The sequence below is a fragment of the Microbacterium enclense genome (assembly GCF_001456955.1).
In the GTDB taxonomy this organism is placed as follows: domain Bacteria; phylum Actinomycetota; class Actinomycetes; order Actinomycetales; family Microbacteriaceae; genus Microbacterium; species Microbacterium enclense.
In genome coordinates this window covers 55674-76672 of record NZ_KQ758468.1, presented here as the reverse complement: position 1 = coordinate 76672, position 20999 = coordinate 55674, and the positions used below count along the sequence as shown (strand labels likewise).

The 20999-nt window shown below is 70.8% G+C and carries 16 protein-coding genes and 2 riboswitches; of the genes, 7 read left to right on the top strand and 9 right to left on the bottom strand.

Going from position 1 to position 20999, the window contains the following annotated elements:
- Positions 1-29: 29 nt before the first annotated feature.
- A complete protein-coding gene (locus AS029_RS03765; RefSeq protein ID WP_058231272.1) occupies positions 30-1649 on the bottom strand; it encodes a peptide ABC transporter substrate-binding protein in 1620 nt (539 codons plus the stop codon).
- A gap of 165 nt (positions 1650-1814) precedes the next feature.
- Between AS029_RS03765 and AS029_RS03760 the strand changes: the two genes are divergently transcribed.
- The gene (locus AS029_RS03760) at positions 1815-2669 is read left to right on the top strand and encodes a CPBP family intramembrane glutamic endopeptidase (RefSeq protein ID WP_082642142.1); all 855 of its coding nucleotides are present in this window, start codon (positions 1815-1817) and stop codon (positions 2667-2669) included.
- A gap of 10 nt (positions 2670-2679) precedes the next feature.
- On the opposite strand, the gene AS029_RS03755 is transcribed toward AS029_RS03760, so the two are convergent.
- The 8 genes from AS029_RS03755 to AS029_RS03720 all read right to left on the bottom strand — a co-directional run bounded on the left by AS029_RS03755 (position 2680) and on the right by AS029_RS03720 (position 13342).
- Complete coding sequence (locus AS029_RS03755; protein WP_058231271.1) at positions 2680-4425, bottom strand: ABC transporter substrate-binding protein; 1746 nt, start codon at positions 4423-4425, stop codon at positions 2680-2682.
- A 104-nt stretch (positions 4426-4529) separates the two neighbouring features.
- On the bottom strand, positions 4530-7409 hold the full coding sequence (gene gcvP / locus AS029_RS03750; RefSeq protein ID WP_058231270.1) for an aminomethyl-transferring glycine dehydrogenase: 2880 nt from the start codon (positions 7407-7409) through the stop codon (positions 4530-4532).
- Entirely contained in the window at positions 7406-7780 is a 375-nt protein-coding gene (gene gcvH, locus AS029_RS03745) for a glycine cleavage system protein GcvH (protein ID WP_058231269.1), read from the bottom strand. Before gcvH ends, gcvP begins: the two co-directional genes overlap by 4 nt.
- Complete coding sequence (locus AS029_RS03740; protein ID WP_058231268.1) at positions 7777-9201, bottom strand: glycine cleavage system aminomethyltransferase GcvT; 1425 nt, start codon at positions 9199-9201, stop codon at positions 7777-7779. The genes gcvH and AS029_RS03740 overlap by 4 nt, the downstream gene beginning before the upstream one ends.
- A 48-nt stretch (positions 9202-9249) precedes the next feature.
- Positions 9250-9352, bottom strand: a riboswitch (glycine riboswitch).
- Positions 9353-9447: riboswitch (glycine riboswitch) on the bottom strand.
- Between the two features lie 106 nt (positions 9448-9553).
- A complete protein-coding gene (locus AS029_RS03735; protein ID WP_139168010.1) occupies positions 9554-10045 on the bottom strand; it encodes a hypothetical protein in 492 nt (163 codons plus the stop codon).
- Complete coding sequence (locus AS029_RS03730; RefSeq protein WP_058231266.1) at positions 10042-11754, bottom strand: serine/threonine-protein kinase; 1713 nt, start codon at positions 11752-11754, stop codon at positions 10042-10044. Before AS029_RS03730 ends, AS029_RS03735 begins: the two co-directional genes overlap by 4 nt.
- A complete protein-coding gene (locus tag AS029_RS03725; RefSeq protein WP_058231265.1) occupies positions 11751-12089 on the bottom strand; it encodes a DUF6507 family protein in 339 nt (112 codons plus the stop codon). Before AS029_RS03725 ends, AS029_RS03730 begins: the two co-directional genes overlap by 4 nt.
- A 77-nt stretch (positions 12090-12166) precedes the next feature.
- Entirely contained in the window at positions 12167-13342 is a 1176-nt protein-coding gene (locus AS029_RS03720; RefSeq protein ID WP_058231264.1) for a MarP family serine protease, read from the bottom strand.
- A gap of 248 nt (positions 13343-13590) precedes the next feature.
- Here AS029_RS03720 and AS029_RS03715 point away from each other — a divergent pair, with 248 nt between their 5' ends.
- From AS029_RS03715 to AS029_RS03690, 6 genes are read left to right on the top strand one after another with little or no spacing between them, the layout of a single operon-like run.
- Positions 13591-14316 carry an NUDIX hydrolase gene (locus AS029_RS03715; RefSeq protein WP_058231635.1) on the top strand — a complete coding sequence of 242 codons (726 nt, stop codon included), beginning with the start codon at positions 13591-13593 and terminating at the stop codon, positions 14314-14316.
- An 11-nt stretch (positions 14317-14327) separates the two neighbouring features.
- Positions 14328-15659 carry a quinolinate synthase NadA gene (gene nadA / locus AS029_RS03710; protein ID WP_058231263.1) on the top strand — a complete coding sequence of 444 codons (1332 nt, stop codon included), beginning with the start codon at positions 14328-14330 and terminating at the stop codon, positions 15657-15659.
- Complete coding sequence (gene nadB, locus AS029_RS03705; RefSeq protein ID WP_217630056.1) at positions 15656-17449, top strand: L-aspartate oxidase; 1794 nt, start codon at positions 15656-15658, stop codon at positions 17447-17449. The genes nadA and nadB overlap by 4 nt, the downstream gene beginning before the upstream one ends.
- On the top strand, positions 17443-18300 hold the full coding sequence (gene nadC, locus AS029_RS03700) for a carboxylating nicotinate-nucleotide diphosphorylase (RefSeq protein WP_058231262.1): 858 nt from the start codon (positions 17443-17445) through the stop codon (positions 18298-18300). The genes nadB and nadC overlap by 7 nt, the downstream gene beginning before the upstream one ends.
- Positions 18297-19427 (top strand): cysteine desulfurase family protein, encoded by a 1131-nt coding sequence (locus AS029_RS03695; protein ID WP_074615839.1) that lies wholly within the window; start codon positions 18297-18299, stop codon positions 19425-19427. Before nadC ends, AS029_RS03695 begins: the two co-directional genes overlap by 4 nt.
- Positions 19424-20320, top strand: a complete 897-nt coding sequence (locus tag AS029_RS03690) for a glycosyltransferase family 2 protein (protein ID WP_058231261.1) — start codon at positions 19424-19426, stop codon at positions 20318-20320. The genes AS029_RS03695 and AS029_RS03690 overlap by 4 nt, the downstream gene beginning before the upstream one ends.
- Positions 20321-20999 lie beyond the last annotated feature (679 nt).

Genomic DNA, 20999 nt, shown 5'->3' with positions numbered 1-20999 from the left:
CCGCCTCGCGGGTGAGTGATCAGGCGATGTTAGCCGACCTTGGTGATCTCGTGGAACAGCGGCACCGAGTTCCAGCCGAACTCGACGTTCTGGACGGTGTCGGCGTAGCCACCGGTCACGTTCGAGTACCACAGCGGGATGGCGGGCAGGTCCTGGAAGAGGACGGTCTGCGCCTCGCCGAAGAGGCGGTTCGCCTCGGTGAGGTCGGTCGAGGAGATGCCCTCGGCCAGCAGACGGTCGAACTCGGCGCTGGAGTAGTCGCCGTCGTTCGAGCCCGCGTTGGTCGCGTACAGCGGTCCGAGGAAGTTGTACAGACCGGGGTAGTCGGCCTGCCATCCGCTGCGGAACGCGGTGGGGATCGAGCGGTTGTTCACCTGCGCGCGCAGCTCGGCGAAGGTCGGGTAGGGAGCACCCGAAGCGTCGATGCCGAGGTTGGTGGCGAGCTGGTTCGAGATGGCGTCGACCCACTGGTCGTGGCCGCCGTCCGCGTTGTACGCGATCTGGAACGAGCCGCTCCACGGCGAGATGGCGTCAGCCTGAGCCCACAGCTCCTTCGCCTTCGCGGCGTCGAACTCGAGCACGTCCGAACCCTCGAGGGAGTCCGACCAGCCGTCGATGACGGGCGAGGTGAAGTCGGTCGCGGGAGTGCGCGTCTTCTGGAAGATCGTCGAGGTGATCTCTTCGCGGTTGATCGCGTGCGAGATCGCGGCGCGACGGAGCTTGCCCTCTTCGCCCGAGAAGTGCTCGAGGCGGGCCGGGATCGTGAACGACTGGAACACGGCCGCGGGCTGGTTCACCGCACGCTCGCCGAGGTCGGCCTCGAAGGTCGCCAGCGCGGACGGCGGGACGGCGTCGAGCACGTCGAGCTGACCGCCCTGGAGGGCCGCGTAGGCGGCATCCTGAGACGCGTAGAACGAGATGGTCAGGCCACCGTTCTGCGCCTGACGGACGCCCTGGTAGTCCTCGTTCTTGACGAGGTCGATCTGCACGTTGTGCTGCCAGGCGCCCTCGCTCGCGAGCTTGTAGGGGCCGTTGCCGACGGGGTTCTCACCGAAGGCCTCGATGTCGTCGAAGGCGACGTCGGGCAGCGGGTAGTACGCCGAGTAGCCCAGGCGCAGTGCGAAGTCGGAGGCCGGCTTGTTCAGCGCGATCGTGAACGTGTAGTCGTCGACCTGCTGCAGACCCGTGAGCTCGGTGTCGGCGTCGTAGCTGAAGCCCTCGATGTCTTCGAAGAAGTAGCTGTTGTACTGCTCGTTCGACGCCTTTGCACCGTAGTTCCACGCCTTGATGAAGTTGTCGGCGGTGACCTCTTCACCATCGCTGAAGGTCTGACCCTCCTTCAGCTTCACGGTGAGGTTCTGCGGGTCGTTGACCGTGATCTCTTCGGCCATGTCGTTGACGGGGGCGCCGTCGGCCTCGTACGACACCAGTCCGGCGAAGATGGCGTCGAGGATCTTGCCGCCGCCGACCTCGTTCGTCGAGGTGGGGATCAGCGGGTTCTCGGGCTCGGAGCCGTTGGTGGTGATGACCGCCGAGGCGTCGGCCGAGCCGGTGTCGCCCGCGTCGTCGCCACCGGCGCAGCCGGCGAGCGTGAGCCCGACGACACCCAGCAGGGCGAGACTGGAGAGGGCAATCTTGTTGCGCTTCACAGTTCCTCCAGGGAAGTGATGAATGGGCCCGAACGGAACGCTCAGACGGTTCATACGCGCGTGATCGTATCCGGGGGGCAGGATAGGAACACCCTAGGCATGTTGAACGACGTGCTCCCCATCGGGCGACCAAACGTTACAAAGGCTTTACTCGCGAGGCTGTGAATGGCGCAATCTGATCCGAACCCGACGCTGACCGTCGGGCCCTTCCCCCGTGCCCTGGCACGCTCCGACGGCTACGCGCGCCGGCGGTTGGCGTGGGAGATCGTCATCGTGCTCCTCGTGAGCGTCGGTCAGTCTGCGATCTACTCCGTCGTGTCGTTCGTCCGCGCGACGACCCGCGCCCCCATCTCTCAGCAGCAGACGCAGCTCAACCCCTCTCGCAGCGCGGAGCCGCTCTGGGATGCGGTGTACCAGTTCCTCGACATCTTCTTCTCGCTGATGCTGGTGGCGCTCGCGATCTACCTGCTGTGGGAGCCGGCGAACAACGCCCTCCGGCGGATCGGTCTCGATTTCCGCCGCTTCGGATCCGACGCGCTCCGCGGGATCGCCCTCGTGCTGCTCATCGGTGTTCCGGGCATCGGGGTGTACGCCGTCGGCCGGGCCATCGGGCAGAGCATCACGGTCGTTCCCGCACCGCTGGATTCGTCGTGGTGGGTGATCGCGTTGCTCGTGCTCGCCGCGCTGCGCGCGGGGTTGACCGAGGAGGTCATCTTCCTCGGATTCCTCTTCGACCGCCTTCGGCGCCTCGGATGGTCGTGGACGGGCGTCATCGTCTCGACCGCCTTGCTGCGCGGCAGCTATCACCTGTACCAGGGGTGGCCGTCGGCGCTCGGCAACGTCGTCATGGGCCTGGTGTTCGGCTGGTGCTACAAGCGATGGGGCCGCGTCATGCCGCTGGTCGTGGCGCACACCGTCATCGACATCATCGCCTTCGTCGGGTATCCGCTCGCGGCCGCGTGGTGGCCCGGGATCTTCGCCCCGCCCACGCCGTCGCCGACGCCCACCGGCACGCCGTAGCGACCGAGCGTCAGGACTGCGGTGCCGTCCAGGCCCAGAACGCCGGCGGCACACCGTCGGGCTCGGACGTGTAATCCACTCCCCCGACGCCGTCCGCCGTGACCACGGCGCCCGTGCGCTCGAGCAGCGGCAGGCCCGCGAACGCGGTGAAGAGCGAGCGGTCGATCTCCTTCGCCTCCGAGAGCACGTCGACCGGATCGGTATGGACCGTGAGATCGGCGAACAGCTCGTCGGTGTTCGCACCGTCGATGCCCTCCGCGAGGCGGTCGCGCGCCGAGCGGTAGAGGCTCTCGTCTTCGCCGACCCACGCGAGGGTGGCATCCGGGGTGTCCTCCGCGGTGGCGGCACGCACGGCGATCCCCGCCCGCGCGCCCATCGACACCAGACGCGGGAAGACCTGCGACGACACCTCGTCGGTGGAGTCGTAGGCGACGCGCAGAACGGCGGCACGGTCGCCGAGCGCGGCGCGCGCGGCATCCACGTCGCTCCCCGTGCCCGGTGCACCGTTGCCCGCGATGAGGTCGGAGTACAGCTGCCCCATCGCCGTCGACGACAGGAACGACTGCAGCGGCTGCGCATCGGAGCGCAGCGGGCCGAGCACGTCGCGCACGATGGACGACCGGTCGATCGCCAGGGTCATGGCTTGGCGGAGATCGGATGCCGTGTCGTCGGCGTAGCGCAGGTGGAGCGTCTGCGTCGTCGGGCCGACCTGCACCTGGTAGCCGGCCTCGGTGAGCGTCGCCCGCTCCGCCACGTCGAGATCGCCCACGTTCGCGATGTCGACGACGCCCGCCTCGATCGCCGACAGCTGCGCGGCGCGGTCGGGGAAGAAGCGGACGGTGAGGCCTTCGAGGGCGGGGAAGTGCGCACCCTGGTAGCTGTCGCGGCGCGTCAGTGTGAGGGAGTCGGCGGCCGACTCGGTGACCGTCCACGGTCCGGCCGAGACAACGCTCGCCGGGTCGACGGGGGTGCCGGGCGCCACGTCGAAACCGGTGTTCCACGCCTGCGCCGCCGCGGCGAGCACGGCGTTCGGCTCGACCGGCGCGGAGGGGTTGCCCTCGGGGACGGTGAGGATCGCGGTGAGCAGGTCTTTCACGCTGACGCCCGCTCGTTCGGCGACGACGTGCACCGGTCGATCGAGCAGCCACTGGCGGTTCCAGTCGGCGAATGGCTCGTCGTAGGTGAGCGTGAGGGTGTCGTCGGCCCGGTCGAGGCTCGGGCGCGAGGTGCGCGCGTTGGGGTCGGCGGGCATCGCGGTGTCGAAGTATCGCGTGCCCGAGACGATCTGGCCGGCCGCGTCGTAGGTGGCGTCGTCGAAGAAGTGCGACGACACCGCCCACCCGAACAGCAGGTCGTCGAGGGTGACGGGGGTGCCGTCCGACCAGACCCGGTCGGGGAACAGCTCGTAGCTGACCTTGAGCGGGTCTCCCTGCACGCGGGTGATGCGGCCGAGTCCATCGTTCGGGACCACCTGCAGGTCGCCGTCGAGCGAGCCCAGTTTCTCGTCGAGCAACGCGGCCACGGCGCGGTTCGCGGCGGTGTCGCCCGCGGCGCTGGACGCGTTGAAGCTCGTGAGCGAGCCGACGACGCCGACCGTCAGGGTGGTGGGCGGCGCCTCCTGCTCGGTCTCGGGCGCGGGCTCCGGCGCCGAGCACCCGGCGAGCACGACCGCCGCGGCGGCGACGAGGGCGATCAGACGCCCCGCGCCCCGGCGTCGTCGAGTGGGGCGAGGGTCCTCGTTCAAGCCGTGGTGCACGAGGGGAACCTTACTAAACGCCCGCTGTGCGAATCCGGGGTGGGCACGCGCCGAAGCGCCGTGGCGACCGCTCGCGAGGAACGGTCGCCACGGGCGACTGCGTCTCAGGCGAACGCCTCGGGAGGCGGGCACGAGCAGACCAGGTTGCGGTCGCCGTACGCCTGGTCGATGCGTCGCACCGGCGGCCAGTACTTGCCGCGGATCAGCGAGCGCACGGGGTACACCGCCGTCTCGCGGGAGTAGGGGTGCCCCCACTTCCCCACGACCACCGTCTCGGCAGTGTGCGGGGCGTTCACGAGGGGATTGTCGTCGGCGGGCCACTCTCCCGCGGCGACGGCGAGGGCCTCGCGCTTGATCGCGATCATGGCATCCACGAACCGGTCGAGCTCGGCGAGGTCCTCGCTCTCGGTGGGCTCGACCATGAGGGTGCCGGCCACCGGGAACGACATCGTCGGGGCGTGGAAGCCGTAGTCGATGAGACGCTTTGCGACGTCGTCGACGGTGACGCCGGTCTGCTCCTTGAGCGGACGCAGGTCGAGGATGCACTCGTGCGCGACGAGCCCGCCCTCCCCGGCGTACAGCACCGGGTAGTGCTCGCGCAGACGCACGGCGATGTAGTTGGCCGAGAGCACGGCCGCGGCGGTCGCCTGGCGCAGGCCCTCCGCGCCCATCATGCGCACGTAGGCCCACGAGATGGGCAGGATGCCGGCGGAGCCGTGCGGAGCCGCCGACACGGGACCACCGTCGAACGTGCCGCCCGCGTGGTCGGCGCGCTGCGAGAACGGGTGCGACGGCAGGTACGGCGCGAGATGCGCCTTGGCCGCGACGGGACCGACACCGGGGCCGCCGCCACCGTGCGGGATCGCGAACGTCTTGTGCAGGTTGAGGTGCGACACGTCGCCGCCCAGGTCGCCGAAGCGGGCGAAGCCGAGCAGAGCGTTGAGGTTCGCGCCGTCGACGTACACCTGTCCGCCGGCGTCGTGCACGGCCTGCGTGATCTCGAGCACGTCGTGCTCGTACACCCCGTGCGTCGAGGGGTAGGTGATCATCAGGGCCGACAGCGCATCGGCGTGCTGCGCGATCTTCGCGCGCAGGTCGCCGAGGTCGACGTTGCCGGCTTCGTCGCACGCGACGACGACGACCTTCATCCCGGCGAGGATGGCCGATGCGGCGTTGGTGCCGTGCGCCGACGACGGGATGAGACACACCGTGCGCTCGATGTCGCCGTTCGCGAGGTGGTAGCCACGGATCGCGAGAAGCCCCGCCAGCTCGCCCTGCGAACCGGCATTCGGCTGCAGCGACACCGCGTCGTAACCGGTCACTTCGGCGAGCCAGCGCTCGAGCTGGTCGATCATCTCGAGGTAGCCGTGCACGTCGGCCTCGGGGGCGAAGGGGTGCACGCGCGAGAACTCCGGCCACGACACCGCCGCCATCTCGGTCGCCGCGTTGAGCTTCATCGTGCACGAGCCCAGCGGGATCATGCCGCGGTCGAGCGCGTAGTCGCGGTCGGCGAGCGACTTGAGGTAGCGCATCATCGCCGTCTCGCTGCGGTGCGCGTGGAAGACCGGGTGGGTGAGGTACTCGTCGTCCCGGTGCAGGGCGCCGTCGACGCCGCGCAGCGCCTCGCCCTCGCCGAGCTCGACGTTCGACAGGCCGAACGCGTCCAGAACGGCCGCGATGTCGGCATCCGTCGTCGTCTCGTCGACCGAGACGCCCACGGTCACGTCGTCGACCCAGAGCAACTGGTATCCGCGCTCGCGGGCACGGTCGACCACGTCGTGCGCGCGGCCGGGGACGTGCACGCGCACGGTGTCGAAGAACGCGTCGCTCGCAAGCGTCAGATCGTACGAACGCAGAGCGGATGCCAGGGCGTCGGCCTTCTGTGCGACCCGCGTCGCGATCGCGCGCAGCCCGTCGGGCCCGTGGTACACGGCGTACATCGCGGCTATAACGGCCAGCAGCACCTGGGCGGTGCAGATGTTGGACGTGGCCTTCTCCCGGCGGATGTGCTGCTCACGCGTCTGCAGCGACAGGCGGTAGGCGGGGGCGCCGACGGCATCCTGAGACACACCGACCAGACGCCCCGGCAGCTGACGTTCGAGACCCGCGCGCACGGCCATGTAGCCCGCGTGCGGACCGCCGAAGCCGAGCGGGACGCCGAAGCGCTGGGTCGTGCCCACCGCGACGTCGGCGCCGAGCGCGCCGGGCGAGCGCAGCAGGGTCAGCGCGAGCAGGTCGGCGGCGGCCACGACGAGACCGCCCGCGGCGTGCACCGCCTCGGCGACGGCCGAGAAGTCCCACACGCGACCGGTGGCGCCGGGGTACTGCACGAAGGCGCCGAACGCCTCGGGCAGGTCGCCGGCGAACGAGGTCTCTTCGATCCGGATGCCGACGGCCGCCGCGCGGTGGTGCAGCAGCGCCTTGGTCTGGGGCAGGGCGTCGACGTCGACGAGGAAGACGTCGGTCTTCGCCTTCGACGCCCGGCGGGCGACGAGCATGCCCTCGACGACCGCGGTGGACTCGTCGAGCATCGAGGCGTTCGCCGTGGCGAGACCCGTGAGGTCGGTGACCATCGTCTGGAAGTTGATGAGCGCCTCGAGCCGGCCCTGCGAGATCTCTGGCTGGTAGGGCGTGTACGCGGTGTACCACGACGGGTTCTCGAGCACGTTCCGCGCGATCACCGACGGCGTGAACGTGTCGTAGTAGCCGAGGCCGATCAGGGGTCGCGCCGAGCGGTTGGCGGTCGCGAGCTCGCGGAGTTCGGCGAGCGCCTCGGCCTCGGTCGCCGCGGGAGGGATCGAGCTCGTCGCGCGGGGCTGGACGTGGATGGATGCCGGGACGGCGGTCTCGACGAGCGCCTCGACGCTGTCGTACCCGACGACCTCGAGCATGCGCGCCTGGGCGTCGGGACCGATGCCGATGTGGCGGTCGGTGAACGCCGCCGGAACCGCGGCCGCGGTGCGCGGAGGAAGGACGGAGGTCATGCGGTGAGGTCCTCGTATGCGGCACGGTCGAGCAGGTCGGTGGGCAGGTCGCCCTCGACGCGGATCTTGATGAGCCACCCGCCGGCGAAGGGCTCGGCGTTGACCAGGGAAGGGTCGTCGACGACCGCGTCGTTGACCTCGACGATCGTGCCGGTGAGCGGGGCGTACAGCTCACCGACCGACTTCGTCGACTCGATCTCGCCGCAGACGTCGCCCGCGGTGACCGCGGAGTCGGCACCGGGAAGCTCGACGAAGACGACGTCGCCGAGCTTCTCGGCGGCGAAGTCGGTGATCCCCACGGTGGCGATGTCGCCGTCGACGGCGATCCACTCGTGCTCGGAGGTGTAGCTGAGGGCGGTGAGGTCGGTCATGCGTTTCTCCGGTAGAAGGGAAGGGCGGTGACGGTCGCGGGAATGCGGGTTCCGCGCACGTCGATGGTCAGTTCGGTTCCGGGGTCGGATGCCGCGGGGGCGACGAACGCCATCGCGACAGGGTGGCCGAGGGTGGGGCTGAGGGCGCCGCTCGTGATCCCGCCGACGACGTCGTCGCCGTGCAGCACGGCATAGCCGGCGCGGCCGGCGCGGCGTCCCTGCGCGACGAGACCGACGAGCACGGGGGCATCGCCCGGTGCGGACGAGAGGCCGTCCTTTCCGACGAACGCCGGCTTGTCGACGGCGACGACGCGACCGAGGCCGGCCTGCGCGGGGACGATGTCACGCGAGAGCTCGTGGCCGTAGAGCGGCATCCCGGCCTCGAGGCGCAGCGTGTCGCGCGCGGCGAGACCGCACGGCACGAGACCCGCGTCCCTCCCGCTCGCGAGGACGGCATCCCACAGGGCGCCGGCCTGCGCGGTGGGGATCATCAGCTCGTAGCCGTCTTCGCCGGTGTACCCGGTGCGGGCGACGAACAGCGAGGCACCCTCGAACACACCCTCGGTCCACGCGTAGTACCCGAGCTCGTCGAGCGGGGTGCCGGTGATCTCGACCCCCGGAATGGAGCCCAGGATGCCGCGGGCCTCAGGCCCCTGCAGGGCGATGAGGGCGTACGAGTCGGTGACGTCTTCGACGCGGAGGCCGGTGGAGCCGGCGACGACGGCGAAGGAGCGGGGCGAGGTCCCTTCGACGGGCTCAGGGACCGCGGCCGCGGCGTCAGCAGAGGTGGCGTGAGCAGCGGCGGTGGCGGGGGCGGAGGTCGCTGAGCCTGTCGAAGCGTCGGCGGAGGAGGCGACGGTCGCTGAGCCTGTCGAAGCGGCGGCGGCGGAAGCGGCGGTCGCTGAGCCTGTCGAAGCGTCGGCGGCGGAAGCGGCGGTCGCTGAGCCTGTCGAAGCGGCGGCGGCGGAAGCGGCGGTCGCTGAGCCTGTCGAAGCGTCCGACGCCGGTGCCCACGTGCGCTGCGCCGCGCCGAGCGCCGCCGCCACGGCATCCCGGTTCCCGGCGTTCGAGATGACCAGGAAGCTCTGCGGCCCCGTGCGGTAGACGATGACGTCGTCGACGATGCCGCCGCTCGCCGCCAGCACGAGCGAGTACTTCGCCTTGCCGACCTTCATCGTCGACAGGCGGCCGGCGAGCACGTAGTCGAGGAATGCCGCGGCCCGCGGGCCGGCGACGACGAACTCGGCCATGTGCGAGATGTCGAACAGGCCGGCGGTTTCGCGCACGGCGCGGTGCTCGGCGAGGTCGGAGGTGTAGCGCACGGGCATGTTCCAGCCGCCGAAGTCGGTGAACGAGGCACCGAGGGCTTCGTGCCTGTCGTGCAGCGGCGACGTGCGCGGTGGAGCGGGGGTTTCGGTCATGAGTTCTGCCGTTCGCGATGACGGACAGACGCCGGTCGACGCCTGAAGAACTCCCCCTCTGTCATGGGCCTGAGAGTTTCGCCGCGTTCTCACGCGGCTTTCACCGTCGGCGGATCGGGCGCTGTGCACCCGGATCACTTTCCAGAGTGGCCCGATCGACGCGGTACGCGTACCTGAGAGATTGGCGGGGAGGCTTGCTCCTTCGGTGCCCGGCTGCGTGCGCCGGAGCTCTCCCGCATCGATCATGGGGCCGGTGTGGACTTGTGCGGTCAGCCTACCGGAGCGCTGGGTGGGGCACAGCCCCGGGGGACAGCGATGTCGAGATCGCGCGACAGATCGTCCACCTCCATACCTAGTAGGTGTCGCCGCGCCATACGCCCTCGGGCAGACGAATGCACGGAGAGAACGACGAAACGTGCACTTCCTCACGGTCGGGTGCGTAACGAACGATCCACGATGACTGATGCAGACCGACGATCTCGACGATGTCATCACCGTCACGCTGCCATCGCTGGGATGACATGTCTTTCTCGGCCTCGAACTCCTTGCTAACAGGTTCGAGGAGCTGCTCAGCCGACGCACCTGCTTGAACCCGTGCCGTGAGACCGCCGGCCCACTGTTCCCCTCCGTCGCTAGTGCACGAGAGAAATGAGCCCGTCTCGTTCTGATCAATTGAAACGACGAGGTCGCCCGGCAACGCATCGGCGATCTGACGTTCGACGGCCTGCGTGCGCGCTTTCGCGTCCGGCAGCGATAGGTCTTCGTCGACGTTGTTCGCGCCAATGAAGCACCCCGACAGGGATAGCGGAAGGATGACGGTCAAACCAATGCGGGCGATTTTCACTTCTTCGTCTCCAGTACCGCGTCGCGGATATCGTCGAGCGCGAGCCGGTTCTCCGCTCGATCGGACACGATCAGTTGGTGATTCTCGAACGGAGTCGTTGAGATTCGCAAGGACGGTCCGTTCGGATCGAGGAACGGCGCAAGCTCGCTGCCGAGGCGCACGTCATAGTCGCCGGGCCGATCGTAGATACGGCTTACGAATCCGGGCGTCACGTCGGGATTGCGGCCGCTCCCAACCAAACCCGCGTCCTGCGCCATCGATAGGAAGTCGGTGTAGCTCCAATGGGAGTATGTCGTCACGCCGTTGGCGACCCATCCCTCCGGCACCCAGGCCCCCGCGAATGAATGAACAGCGTCGTAGTGGGCGCCGGCGAGTTCCGAGCTTGTGACTGGCACGAGGCCCCAGCTGTAACCGCCCGCAATCTGACGTGCTGCCGCGATAGGGGGGTCGATCCGCATCTCCTGCACGAACCGTGCGAGGCGCTCACCGGCGTCACGAGCACGTTGCTGATCATTGGCCTCCAGGATTCCGACCGCCTGCTCAGTCGGCCCTGAATCACCGTCGTCGCCCGGGAAGTCCGCGCCTTTCCATACGAATGCGACTGTGCCGCGGTCTTGTGTGAAGAGCCATTGAGCGAGGTCCTGCGCTCCGCCCTCGTAGAAACTCTCCACCGACGTAAACGTCCCCGGCACGTACGTCAGCACTCGACGGGTGTCGGCGCCCGGGGTGCCGATCATCTCGGCGATGCGGTTCTCGTCCGGCTGGTACAGCACGAGTTGCACGTCGCCCGCCACGACGCGTCGAAGGTAGTCGCGTTCGGCGTTCAGGCGGTCGAGCGCGCTTCGACGTTCTGCCTGCAACGTGGCCGTCGCGCCCTCCGACAACAGCGCGTCGAGACGCTCGATCTCTCGGCGGACGGTCGGCAGTCGATCCTGAGCGACGACGCGGTTCGCCGCGACACGGTCGAGAGGCGGCACGCCCCCGAGAGCGCCGACCACGCCGGCGGCGCCGTGTGTCAGGGCGGACCGCGTCTCCGGAGGAAGGGCGGCCCACCAGTCACGAACGGCGCGCGCTGCGGGAGGACGCTGACGGATGCGCTCTGCCCACTCCGGGTGCGCGGCGAGGATGGCTCTCACCCGACCGGCGCCGCCGCGGGCGGCCTCGACCAGCGGGGCGAGCAGCACCTCGCTCGCGGCCTGCTCCGTTCGCATCTGCCAGGTGACCCGAGGACCGACGGGCACGACTGCGCCCCCGTCGGCGGCCAGGGGCAGGGGTGGCGGTGCTGCGAGACCTCCGAGGTCGCGACAGGTCTGGTCGAGCACTTCGGCGATGTCTGCGCGCAGGCGCGCAATCGACAGCTCGACGCCCGCGGACTCTCCGCCGGCCATCGCCGACTCGCTGTCGTCGACGACGGCCGCCCGGCGTTTCTCGAGCAGGCGCAGCGCGTCGATGAGTTCGTCCAGTACCTCACCCACGCGAGTGAACGCCTCACTCGTTTGGGCGCTGCCCTTTTCGACGATCGCCATCCGCTCGACGAGATCCGCCGCCTCTGGTGCGTCGTACCGTGATCGCAGGTCTGACCAGCCCACGACGACCTGCTGGGCCGCGGGCGCGACAGCCCACGCCCGACCGCGTAAGCGATGGGATGCGTCGTCGAGGTCGTCGGCACGGACAGGAACCTCGGGCACCTCGATGCGAGCGTCGATCACGACACCCTCCAGCGCCCGTGGCCCCGCGTCTGCGCGGCACGCTCGGTGTCGATGGCCATCGCGGCGTCGGCGCGGACGTACTCGGCGACGGCGCGCTCGGCTGCGGCCAGCACGGCTCCCCCGTGCTCCGCCAAGGCCGTTGCACGCTCGACCCACGAATCGACCGCTCTGGCGAATGCGCGGGCGAGATCGGGTGCCGGCGCCATGGCATCCTGAATCTCCCGTACGACGGACAGAACGCCGAAGACGGCCTCGGTCAACGTGTCCATACGTTGGGCCGTCCGCGCGGCGAGGTCGAGGAAGCCGGTCACATCGATCGCGTATCGCTCAGCCATGCGCCGACGATAGAGAAACGCGCCCGCGGACCTCGAAAACTATCCACAGGCCGCACCGGGGTGAAGCCGGGAAGGGCTCAACGCCGCGTGCAGCTTCCGGATGCCACCGGCGCCGACAGGGCATCGATCTGCGCCATGACCGGCTCCAGCTCGACCGGTGTCATGGCGTATCCGACGTTGTCGTCGGTGTCGGAGCGGGCGAAGACGAGACCGGCGACCTCGCCGCTCGTCGTGAGCAGCGGCCCGCCGGAGTTCCCCGGTCGCACGATCGCGGCGAGCGCGTAGATGTCGCGCGCCGACGACGACGAGTCGTAGATGTCGGGAACGGGCACGGTTCCTTCCGACAGCACCTGCGCGCTCCCCGAGGTGAAGGGGCCACCGCCGGGATATCCCTGCACCACGGCGGACGATCCCACGCCGAGGGTCGACACGACCGGGAGGGCTGCGGCATCCAGTCCGTCCACCGCCACCACGGCGATGTCGTCGGTGGGGTCGAAGTAGACGACGCGTCCCTCGCGGGCGGGGCGTCCGGGCAGTTCGACGACGGGGGTGTCGACACCGGCGACGACGTGCGCGTTGGTGACCACGCGGTCGGATGCCACCACGAAGCCCGACCCGCTCGAGGTGACACCGCACGCGTAGGCGGTGCCCGAGATGCGTGCGACCGACTGCGCCGCCTGCGTCAGCGCAGGGTCGTCGAGTGCGATCTCGGGCGTGCTCGGCACAGGGCCGATCTGGATCAGCTGCCCGAGGCGGGGAATGCCCTCGGCGAAGACGGAACCGCGCAGATCGGCGAGCGCCCCGCGCACGGGAGCGGGCGTGAGGTCGTCGATGGTGCGCACGACGGCGGACGATCCCAGCGCCGCCGAGACGACGGGAACGCCCGCGGGGGTCAGCGACCCGGCGACGAAAGAGATGGCGAGCGCGGCGGCGGCGGTGTTGACGAGCCCGCCGAGCAGCCGCTCGGGCACGCGGAGCTTGATGCGGTCGGCACCGCGACGGAAGACTCCGCCGACGGCCGTCCCCAGTCCCGACCCGATCAACAGGAGCAGGATGCCGGTGACGATCATCGCGGGGCCGCGCCACGACGGCGAGGTGACCCACTGCCCGACGAACGGGGTGGCCCAGTACGCGGCGACGGCGCCCAGGGCGAGGCCGGCGAAGAAGCCGATCGTGGCGAGAAACCCGCGCGAGAGACCCGTGATGAGCGCGATCACCAACAGGGCGATCAGAACGATGTCGATGATCGGCATCCGACCTCCTGAATCCGATCCCCACGCTAGGCCGCGCGTCTGGGAGAACCCTTTCGACGCGCTGACCGCGGCGGCTCCCGCGCGTTCGACGGTTCGGGGCGGATTCCGCACCTCGGGGCGGGCCATTCCCGCCCCAACCGGCCGAATCCGCACCAAACCCCGGGGCGCACCACGAACCCGGCGATCCGCACCGGATTCGTCCTTCGGGTCGGAGTGACACTAAGATCGATTCCAGAGATATGGTCACCATGACACGAACCCCTCAGCCCGAGTCCCGCGACGCCGACGTGCGCGTCGCGGTGTCGACCGTCATCTTCAGCGTCCGCCGCGACGCGCACGACGAGCCGGTGCTGTCGCTCCCCCTCGTCCGCCGCACGCGCGACCCGTTCGACGGACGGTGGGCGCTCCCCGGCGGCTGGCTCGACGCGACCGAGGAGCTCGACGTCGCGGCATCCCGCACCCTCGCCGAGACCACCGGACTCACACCGAGCTACCTCGAGCAGCTCTACGCCTTCGGCGCCGTCGACCGCTCCCCCACGCGCGTCGTGTCGATCGTGTACTGGGCGCTGCTGCGCTCCGACGAGGTCGACGCGCAGGTCGCGGCGCACGCGCGCAGCGGCGACGCCCCCGAGAACGTCGAGTGGTTCGACGCGACCGACCTTCCGCGGCTGGCCTTCGACCACAACGACATCGTCGAGTACACGCTGTGGCGCCTGCGCAACAAGGTCGGCTACAGCCGCATCGCCCACGGCCTGCTGCCTGACGAGTTCACCCTCGCCGACCTGCGCGAAGTGAACGAGACGATCCTCGGCAAGCGCCTCGACCCGGCGAACTTCCGCCGCCAGGTCGACACGTCCGACACGCTCATCCCGACGGACCGCTTCCGCACCGGGAGCCACCGCCCCGCACGTCTCTACCGTTACAACCGCGATGTGGAGCTCGCCGACCGCGGCCCGCTCCCCACCCGTCACTGATCGGAACGCCCATGGCCGCCACACCCCTCACCCTGCAGCCCCGTCCGGCGATCGACCCCAGCGTCGACCACGCCATCCAGGCGATCGTCGCCGGTGCCTCGACCGACGCCACCTGCACCACCGACCTCGCCGTCGGCCCCTGGGACTTCGACACCCGCCCCGGCTACGGCCCGGGCTCGTCGATGGGTGACGTCATCCCCACCGGCGCGCCCCGCCAGGGCGAGCTGCCGCAGGAGTACCGCGACGCGTCCGACGACGAGCTCGACGCGCGCATCCGCGCCGCCAAGGCCGCGCTCGGTGACCGCGTCGTGGTGCTCGGGCACTTCTACCAGCGCGAAGAGGTGGTGCGTCACGCCGATTACGTCGGCGACTCGTTCCAGCTCGCCAACGCCGCACTCGAGCACCCCCAGGCCGAGGCCATCGTCTTCTGCGGGGTGCACTTCATGGCCGAGACCGCCGACCTGCTGTCGACGCCCGATCAGGCCGTCATCCTGCCCAACCTCGCCGCGGGCTGCTCGATGGCCGACATGGCCGACATCGACCAGGTCGAGGAGTGCTGGGAACAGCTCGCCGACGTGCTCGGCGACCTCGAGACCCCGGATGCCGAGGGCCTCGTGCCCGTCATTCCGGTGACGTACATGAACTCCAGCGCCGCCATCAAGGGCTTCGTCGGCCGCCACGGCGGCATCGTCTGCACCTCGTCCAACGCGCGCACGGTGCTCGAGTGGGCGTTCGCACGCGGGCGTCGCGTACTGTTCTTCCCCGACCAGCACCTCGGCCGCAACACCGCGAAGGCGATGGGCGTGCCGCTGGAGCAGATGCCGATGTGGAACCCCCGCAAGCCGCTCGGCGGCTCGACCGACGCGCAGATCGCCGACAGCCGCGTCATCCTGTGGCACGGGTTCTGCTCGGTGCACCGCCGCTTCTCCGTCGACCAGATCGACAGGGCGCGGGCAGAGCACCCGGGCGTCCGTGTCATCGTGCACCCGGAGTGCCCGATGGACGTAGTGGATGCCGCCGACGAGGCGGGATCGACCGACCTCATCCGCAAGGCGATCGCCGCCGCGACCGAGCCCACGACCTTCGCGATCGGCACCGAGATCAACCTCGTGCAGCGCCTGGCCGCACAGTACCCGCAGCACGAGATCTTCTGCCTCGACCCCGTCGTGTGCCCCTGCTCCACGATGTACCGCATCCACCCCGGCTACCTCGCGTGGGTGCTGGAGTCGCTCGTCGCGGGCGAGGTCGTCAACCGCATCACGGTGCCGGCCGATGTCGCCGACCCCGCCCGGGTCGCCCTCGAGCGCATGCTCGCGGCCAAGCCGAGCGGCGCCGTGAAATGACCACCGTCGTCGTGGTGGGCAGCGGTATCGCCGGTCTCACGGCGGCGTTGCACGCGGCGGAGAACGGATGCCGCGTCACGGTCGTGACGAAGGGCGCGCTGTCCGACACCAACACCCGCTGGGCACAGGGCGGCGTCGCCGCGGTGACCGACCCCTCCGACACCGTCGCCTCGCACGCGAACGACACGATGACCGCCGGCGCGGGGCTCAACGACCCCGCCGCCGTGAACGTGCTGGTGGGTGAGGGCCCCCGGCGCATCGCCGAGCTCGTCGCGCGAGGCGTCGCGTTCGACCGCGCGGCCGACGGTGACTTCGCGCGCGGTCTCGAAGCCGCCCACGCCGTCGCCCGCGTGCTGCATGCCGGGGGCGATGCGACCGGCGCGGAGATCCAGGCAGCGCTCGGCATGGCGGTGCGCTCGGCCGGAATCGTCGTGCGCGAGCACGCGCTGCTGCGCGATCTCGTGCTGCGCAACGGGCGGGTCGTCGGTGTCGAGCTCGACGGCGGCGAGCGCCTCGACACCGACGCCGTCATCCTCGCGACCGGCGGTGCCGGGCAGCTCTACGCCCACACGACCAACCCCGCGGGGGCGACCGGCGACGGGATCGCCGCCGCCCTGCGCGCCGGCGCGGCCGTCGCCGATCTGGAGTTCGTGCAGTTCCACCCCACCGCGCTCGCGGTCGGTGCGGCGTTCCTGGTGTCGGAGGCGGTGCGGGGTGAGGGCGCGACGCTCGTCGACGACGCGGGGCGCCGCTTCTGCTTCGACGCGCACCCCGACGGCGAGCTCGCCCCGCGCGACGTCGTCGCCCGTGCGAACGCGCGCGCCATGGCCGCCCAAGGCGGACGACCGGTGCGCCTCGATGCCACCGCGCTGGGCCCGGAACGTCTCGGCGAACGCTTCCCCACGATCGACGCCGCCGTGCGCGAGCGCGGTCTCGACTGGGCGCGCGAGCCGATCCCGGTGACCCCGGCGGCGCACTACCTGATGGGCGGTGTCGTGACCGACCTCGTCGGGCAGACCACGGTGCCGGGACTGTACGCGGTCGGTGAGACGGCGCGCACGGGTGTGCACGGCGCGAACCGACTGGCATCCAATTCCCTGCTCGAGGGTGCGGTCTTCGGCGCACGAGCGGGCGATGCGGTGGCGAGCGGGGGCGTCTGGCCCACCGGCGCCGTCTCACCGGGCACCGGCGTCTCACCGGCCACCGGCGGCGTCTCACGGCCCACCGGCGATGCAGAGCGCGCGGACGCGAACGGTCGAGCCGCGGGCGCTCCGGCCACGGGCGACGCCCCGGCGTTCTCGCGCGCGGCGCTGCAGCAGCTCATGTGGGCCGAAGCGGGCCTCGTACGCGACGCCGCCGGGCTCGCCCGAGCCGCCGGCGTGCTCGCCGCCTGGAGCGCCGAATCCGCTCCCCGCTCGATCGAGGACGAGAACCTGCTCCTCGTCGCCACCCATGTCGTCGCCGCCGCCCGCGCGCGCACGGTCTCGGTCGGGGCGCACTTCCGCTCTGATGCGCCGGATGCCGCGACCTCGACCGTTCTGACACGGGCCGGCGCCGCGGCATCCGGTGCACCTTCCCCCGATGCGGCCGGCTCACCCGTCGCCGACGCCGTGGCATCTGGTGCCCTTTCCCCTGACCCGGTCCGCTCACCCGTCACCGGCGCCCTGGCATCCGGTGCACATTCGACGCCCGACGCGGCAGGTCCACCCGTCGCCGACGCGCTTCCCGACGCCGCCCGCGCCGTCGCCCCGGCATTCACCCCCGCGCCCGAGGAGGCCCTCGCATGCTGACCCGTGCCGCCATCGACCGTGTCGTCTCCGCCGCCCTCGAGGAGGACGCACCGTGGGGCGATCTCACCAGCGAGACACTCATCCCCGCGTCGGCCACGGCGCGCGCCGCGCTCGTCGCGCGGGTCGGCGGCGTCTTCAGTGGGGCGGCGGTCTTCGCCGCGGCCTTCACCCTCACCGACCCGTCAATCGTCGTGGAGCAGCGGGTCGCCGACGGTGAACGCTTCGCACTCGGCGACACGCTGGCCGTTGTCACCGGACCCGCCCGGGCGGTGCTGACGGCCGAGCGCATCGGCCTGAACTTCGTGCAGCGCATGTCGGGCATCGCCACGCTGACGAGCCGCTATGTCGCCGAGGTCGCCCACACCGGCGCCCGCATCGTCGACACGCGGAAGACGACGCCGGGGCTTCGAGCGATCGAGCGGCAGGCCGTGCGCGACGGCGGCGGCCACAATCACCGCTTCTCGCTGTCGGACGCCGTGATGGCCAAAGACAACCACCTCGCCGTGCTGACCGCTCAGGGCATGTCGGTCACGCAGGCGCTCGAAAGCGCGATCGCGCGGCTCCCCCACACCACGCACGTCGAGGTCGAGGTCGACCGCCTCGACCAGATCGACGCGGTGCTCGCCGCCGGAGTCGGCACGATCATGCTCGACAACTTCTCGCTCGACGACCTGCGCGCGGGCGTGTCGCGCATCGCCGGAGCCGCGCAGGTGGAAGCGTCGGGCGGTGTCACACTCGACACGGTGCGCGCGATCGCCGAGACCGGCGTCGACGTCATCTCGGTCGGTGCGCTCACGCACTCGGCGCCCTCTCTCGACCTGGGACTCGACATCCGCATCGAGACGGCGTGACCCTCTACCTCGACAACGCCGCCACCACCCCCGTGCGCCCCGAGGTGCTCGAGGCGATGGCGCCGTACCTCACACGGTTCTTCGGCAACCCGTCGAGCCATCACGAGGTGGGCGAGGCCGCGGCATCCGCCCTCGACGATGCACGGGCGCGCATCGCCCTGGTGCTCGGGATGCGCGCGGGAGACGTCATGTTCACCTCCGGCGGCACGGAGTCGAACAACGCGGCGATCAAGGGGTTGGTGCTCGGCTCACGCCGGAGACACCTCGTCACCACTGCGATCGAGCACGAATCGGTACTCGCCTCGGCCGACTACCTCGCGCGGCTGCACGACGTGTCGGTCACGCACGCCCCCGTCGACCACACCGGCGCACTCGCCCCCGCGGCCCTGCGCGATGCGCTGGACGACGACACGGCGCTCGTGAGCATCGGATACGCCAACAACGAGGTCGGCACGATCCAGGATGCCGTCGCCCTCGCGGCCGTCGCCCACGAGCGCGGCGTGCCGCTGCACCTCGACGCGGTACAGGCAGCCGGATGGCTTCCCCTCGCCGGCCTGGGAGCGGATGCCATCACCGTCGCCGGACACAAGATCGGCGCCCCGAAAGGCACCGGCATCCTGGCCGTGCGGGGTCGCCTGCCGTTCGAGCCGCTGCTGCACGGCGGCGGGCAGGAACGCGGGCGCCGCTCGGGCACGCCCGATGTCGCCGGGGCCGTGGCCATCGCCCGCGCTCTCGAACTCGCCGAGGCGGAGCGGGTCGACGAGGCGGCGCGCGTCTCGATGCTCCGCGACGCCTTCATCGCGCGCGTGCTCGCCCTCGTCCCCGGTGCGCGGATCACCGGCCACCCGACGCGTCGACTGCCGGGCACGGCGAGCTTCGTCTTCCCCGGCACGAACGGCGAGACCGTGCTGCTCGAGCTCGAGCGACGCGGCATCGTCTCCTCGAGCGGGTCGGCGTGCGCCGCGGGCAGCGACGCGGCGTCGCACGTGCTCCTCGCCCTCGGTGTCAGCCCCGACGACGCACGCACGGCAGTGCGCTTCACGCTGCCGCACGGCATCACGGTATCCCTCGATCCGGTCGCCGACGCCGTCGCGGACGCCGTTTCGGCCGTAGGATCGCGCGGGTGAGTTCGCGCGCGGTCACCGTCATCGTCCCCGGCTTCGACGTCGCCGACTACGTCTCGGAGGCGCTCGACTCCCTCCGCGCGCAGACGCACCCCGACTGGGCGGCGGTGCTCGTCGACGACGCGTCGACCGATGAGACCGCCCGGATCTTCGCCGATGCCGCGGCCGCCGACTCACGGTTCCGCGTTGTGCGACACGACTCGCAGCGCGGTCTCGGCGCCGCCCGCAACACGGGCCTGGCGCTCGTCGACACCCCCTACATCGCCTTCCTCGACGCCGACGACCGCATGCGGCCCGACGCCCTCGCGCGGCTCACCGCCACCCTCGATCGCACGGGCAGCGACTTCGTGGTCGGCGCCTATGTGCGTCTGCGACCGGATGCCGAGGGCCCGGGGTACACCGCCGGCGACGTGCAGCCGTGGGTCGCCGCCGCCACCGACCCCGCCCGTGAGCGGACGACCCTGGCAGTGCACCCAGCGGCATCCGGGAACATCGTCGCGTGGTCGAAGGTGAGCCGAAGCGATTTTTGGCGACGGCACGACCTGCGCTTCCCCGAGGGGCGCTACTACGAAGACCAGGTGCTCGCGCAGCGCATGTACACGCTCGCGACGACCTTCGACGCGGTGCCCGACGTGGTCGTCGAGTGGCGGCAGCGCCGCGACGGGGGGTCCATCACCCAGCGCCTCGCCGAACTGGAGGTGCTGCGCGACTACCTCGACGCCCTCGGCGAGGGCATCGCCCTGCTGCGCGCGGCCGGAGCCGACGCGGCGGTGCAGGAACGCGGGGCGCTCATCCGCACGCTCGACCTGCCTCCACTCCTGCGCATCGCCGAGACGCACCCCGACCCGGCGTACCGCATCGCGCTCGAGGCGTTCGTCGAGACGCTGCCCGCCTGAGGACCCCCCCTCCCCGGGGCCCGGTCCCCCGGCCCTCGGCCCTCCGGCTGTTATTTGCGGCCTATGCCGGCCCCGCCAACCCCCGCGCGACTACTTCCCGCAACTCAACGCACACCCAACCCCGACACACCCACCCCGACCCGGATGACATGACTGGCGGCCCGTGCCCACCGCACCAGCCCCCGCGCGAGCACTTGCCGCAACTCAACGCGCGCCCACCCCGATGACTCGCGGCCTGTGCACACCCTCCCAGCCCCCGCGCGAACACGCCCCGCAACTCAACGCACACCCACCCCGACGCCGATGACATGACTCGCAGCCCGTGCACGCCCACCCAGCCCCCGCGCGAACACGCCCCGCAACTCAACGCACACCCACCCCGACGCCGATGACATGACTTGCGGCCTGTGCACGCCCACCCAGCCCCCGCGCGAACACTCCCCGCAACTCAACGCACACCCACCCCGACGCCGATGACATGACTTGCGGCCTGTGCACGCCCACCCAGCCCTCGCGCGAACACTTCCCGCAACTCAACGCACGCCGACTCCGACGCCGACCCCGATGACTCGCGGCCTGTGCACCCTCACCCGGCCCCCGCGCGACCATTTCCCGCAAGTCAACGCTCACCCAACACACGACGGCACCGCAGTGACGCAGCGCGCGCCAGCACACGTTC

What these genes read in the sequence shown, in the direction of transcription:
- AS029_RS03760 (WP_082642142.1), top strand. Translation starts at nt 1,815, where the DNA reads ATGGCGCAATCTGATCCGAACCCGACGCTGACCGTCGGGCCCTTCCCC.
- gcvP (WP_058231270.1), bottom strand. Translation starts at nt 7,409, where the DNA reads ATGACCTCCGTCCTTCCTCCGCGCACCGCGGCCGCGGTTCCGGCGGCG.
- gcvH (WP_058231269.1), bottom strand. Translation starts at nt 7,780, where the DNA reads ATGACCGACCTCACCGCCCTCAGCTACACCTCCGAGCACGAGTGGATC.
- AS029_RS03740 (WP_058231268.1), bottom strand. Translation starts at nt 9,201, where the DNA reads ATGACCGAAACCCCCGCTCCACCGCGCACGTCGCCGCTGCACGACAGG.
- AS029_RS03725 (WP_058231265.1), bottom strand. Translation starts at nt 12,089, where the DNA reads ATGGCTGAGCGATACGCGATCGATGTGACCGGCTTCCTCGACCTCGCC.
- AS029_RS03720 (WP_058231264.1), bottom strand. Translation starts at nt 13,342, where the DNA reads ATGCCGATCATCGACATCGTTCTGATCGCCCTGTTGGTGATCGCGCTC.
- AS029_RS03715 (WP_058231635.1), top strand. Translation starts at nt 13,591, where the DNA reads ATGACACGAACCCCTCAGCCCGAGTCCCGCGACGCCGACGTGCGCGTC.
- nadA (WP_058231263.1), top strand. Translation starts at nt 14,328, where the DNA reads ATGGCCGCCACACCCCTCACCCTGCAGCCCCGTCCGGCGATCGACCCC.
- nadB (WP_217630056.1), top strand. Translation starts at nt 15,656, where the DNA reads ATGACCACCGTCGTCGTGGTGGGCAGCGGTATCGCCGGTCTCACGGCG.
- nadC (WP_058231262.1), top strand. Translation starts at nt 17,443, where the DNA reads ATGCTGACCCGTGCCGCCATCGACCGTGTCGTCTCCGCCGCCCTCGAG.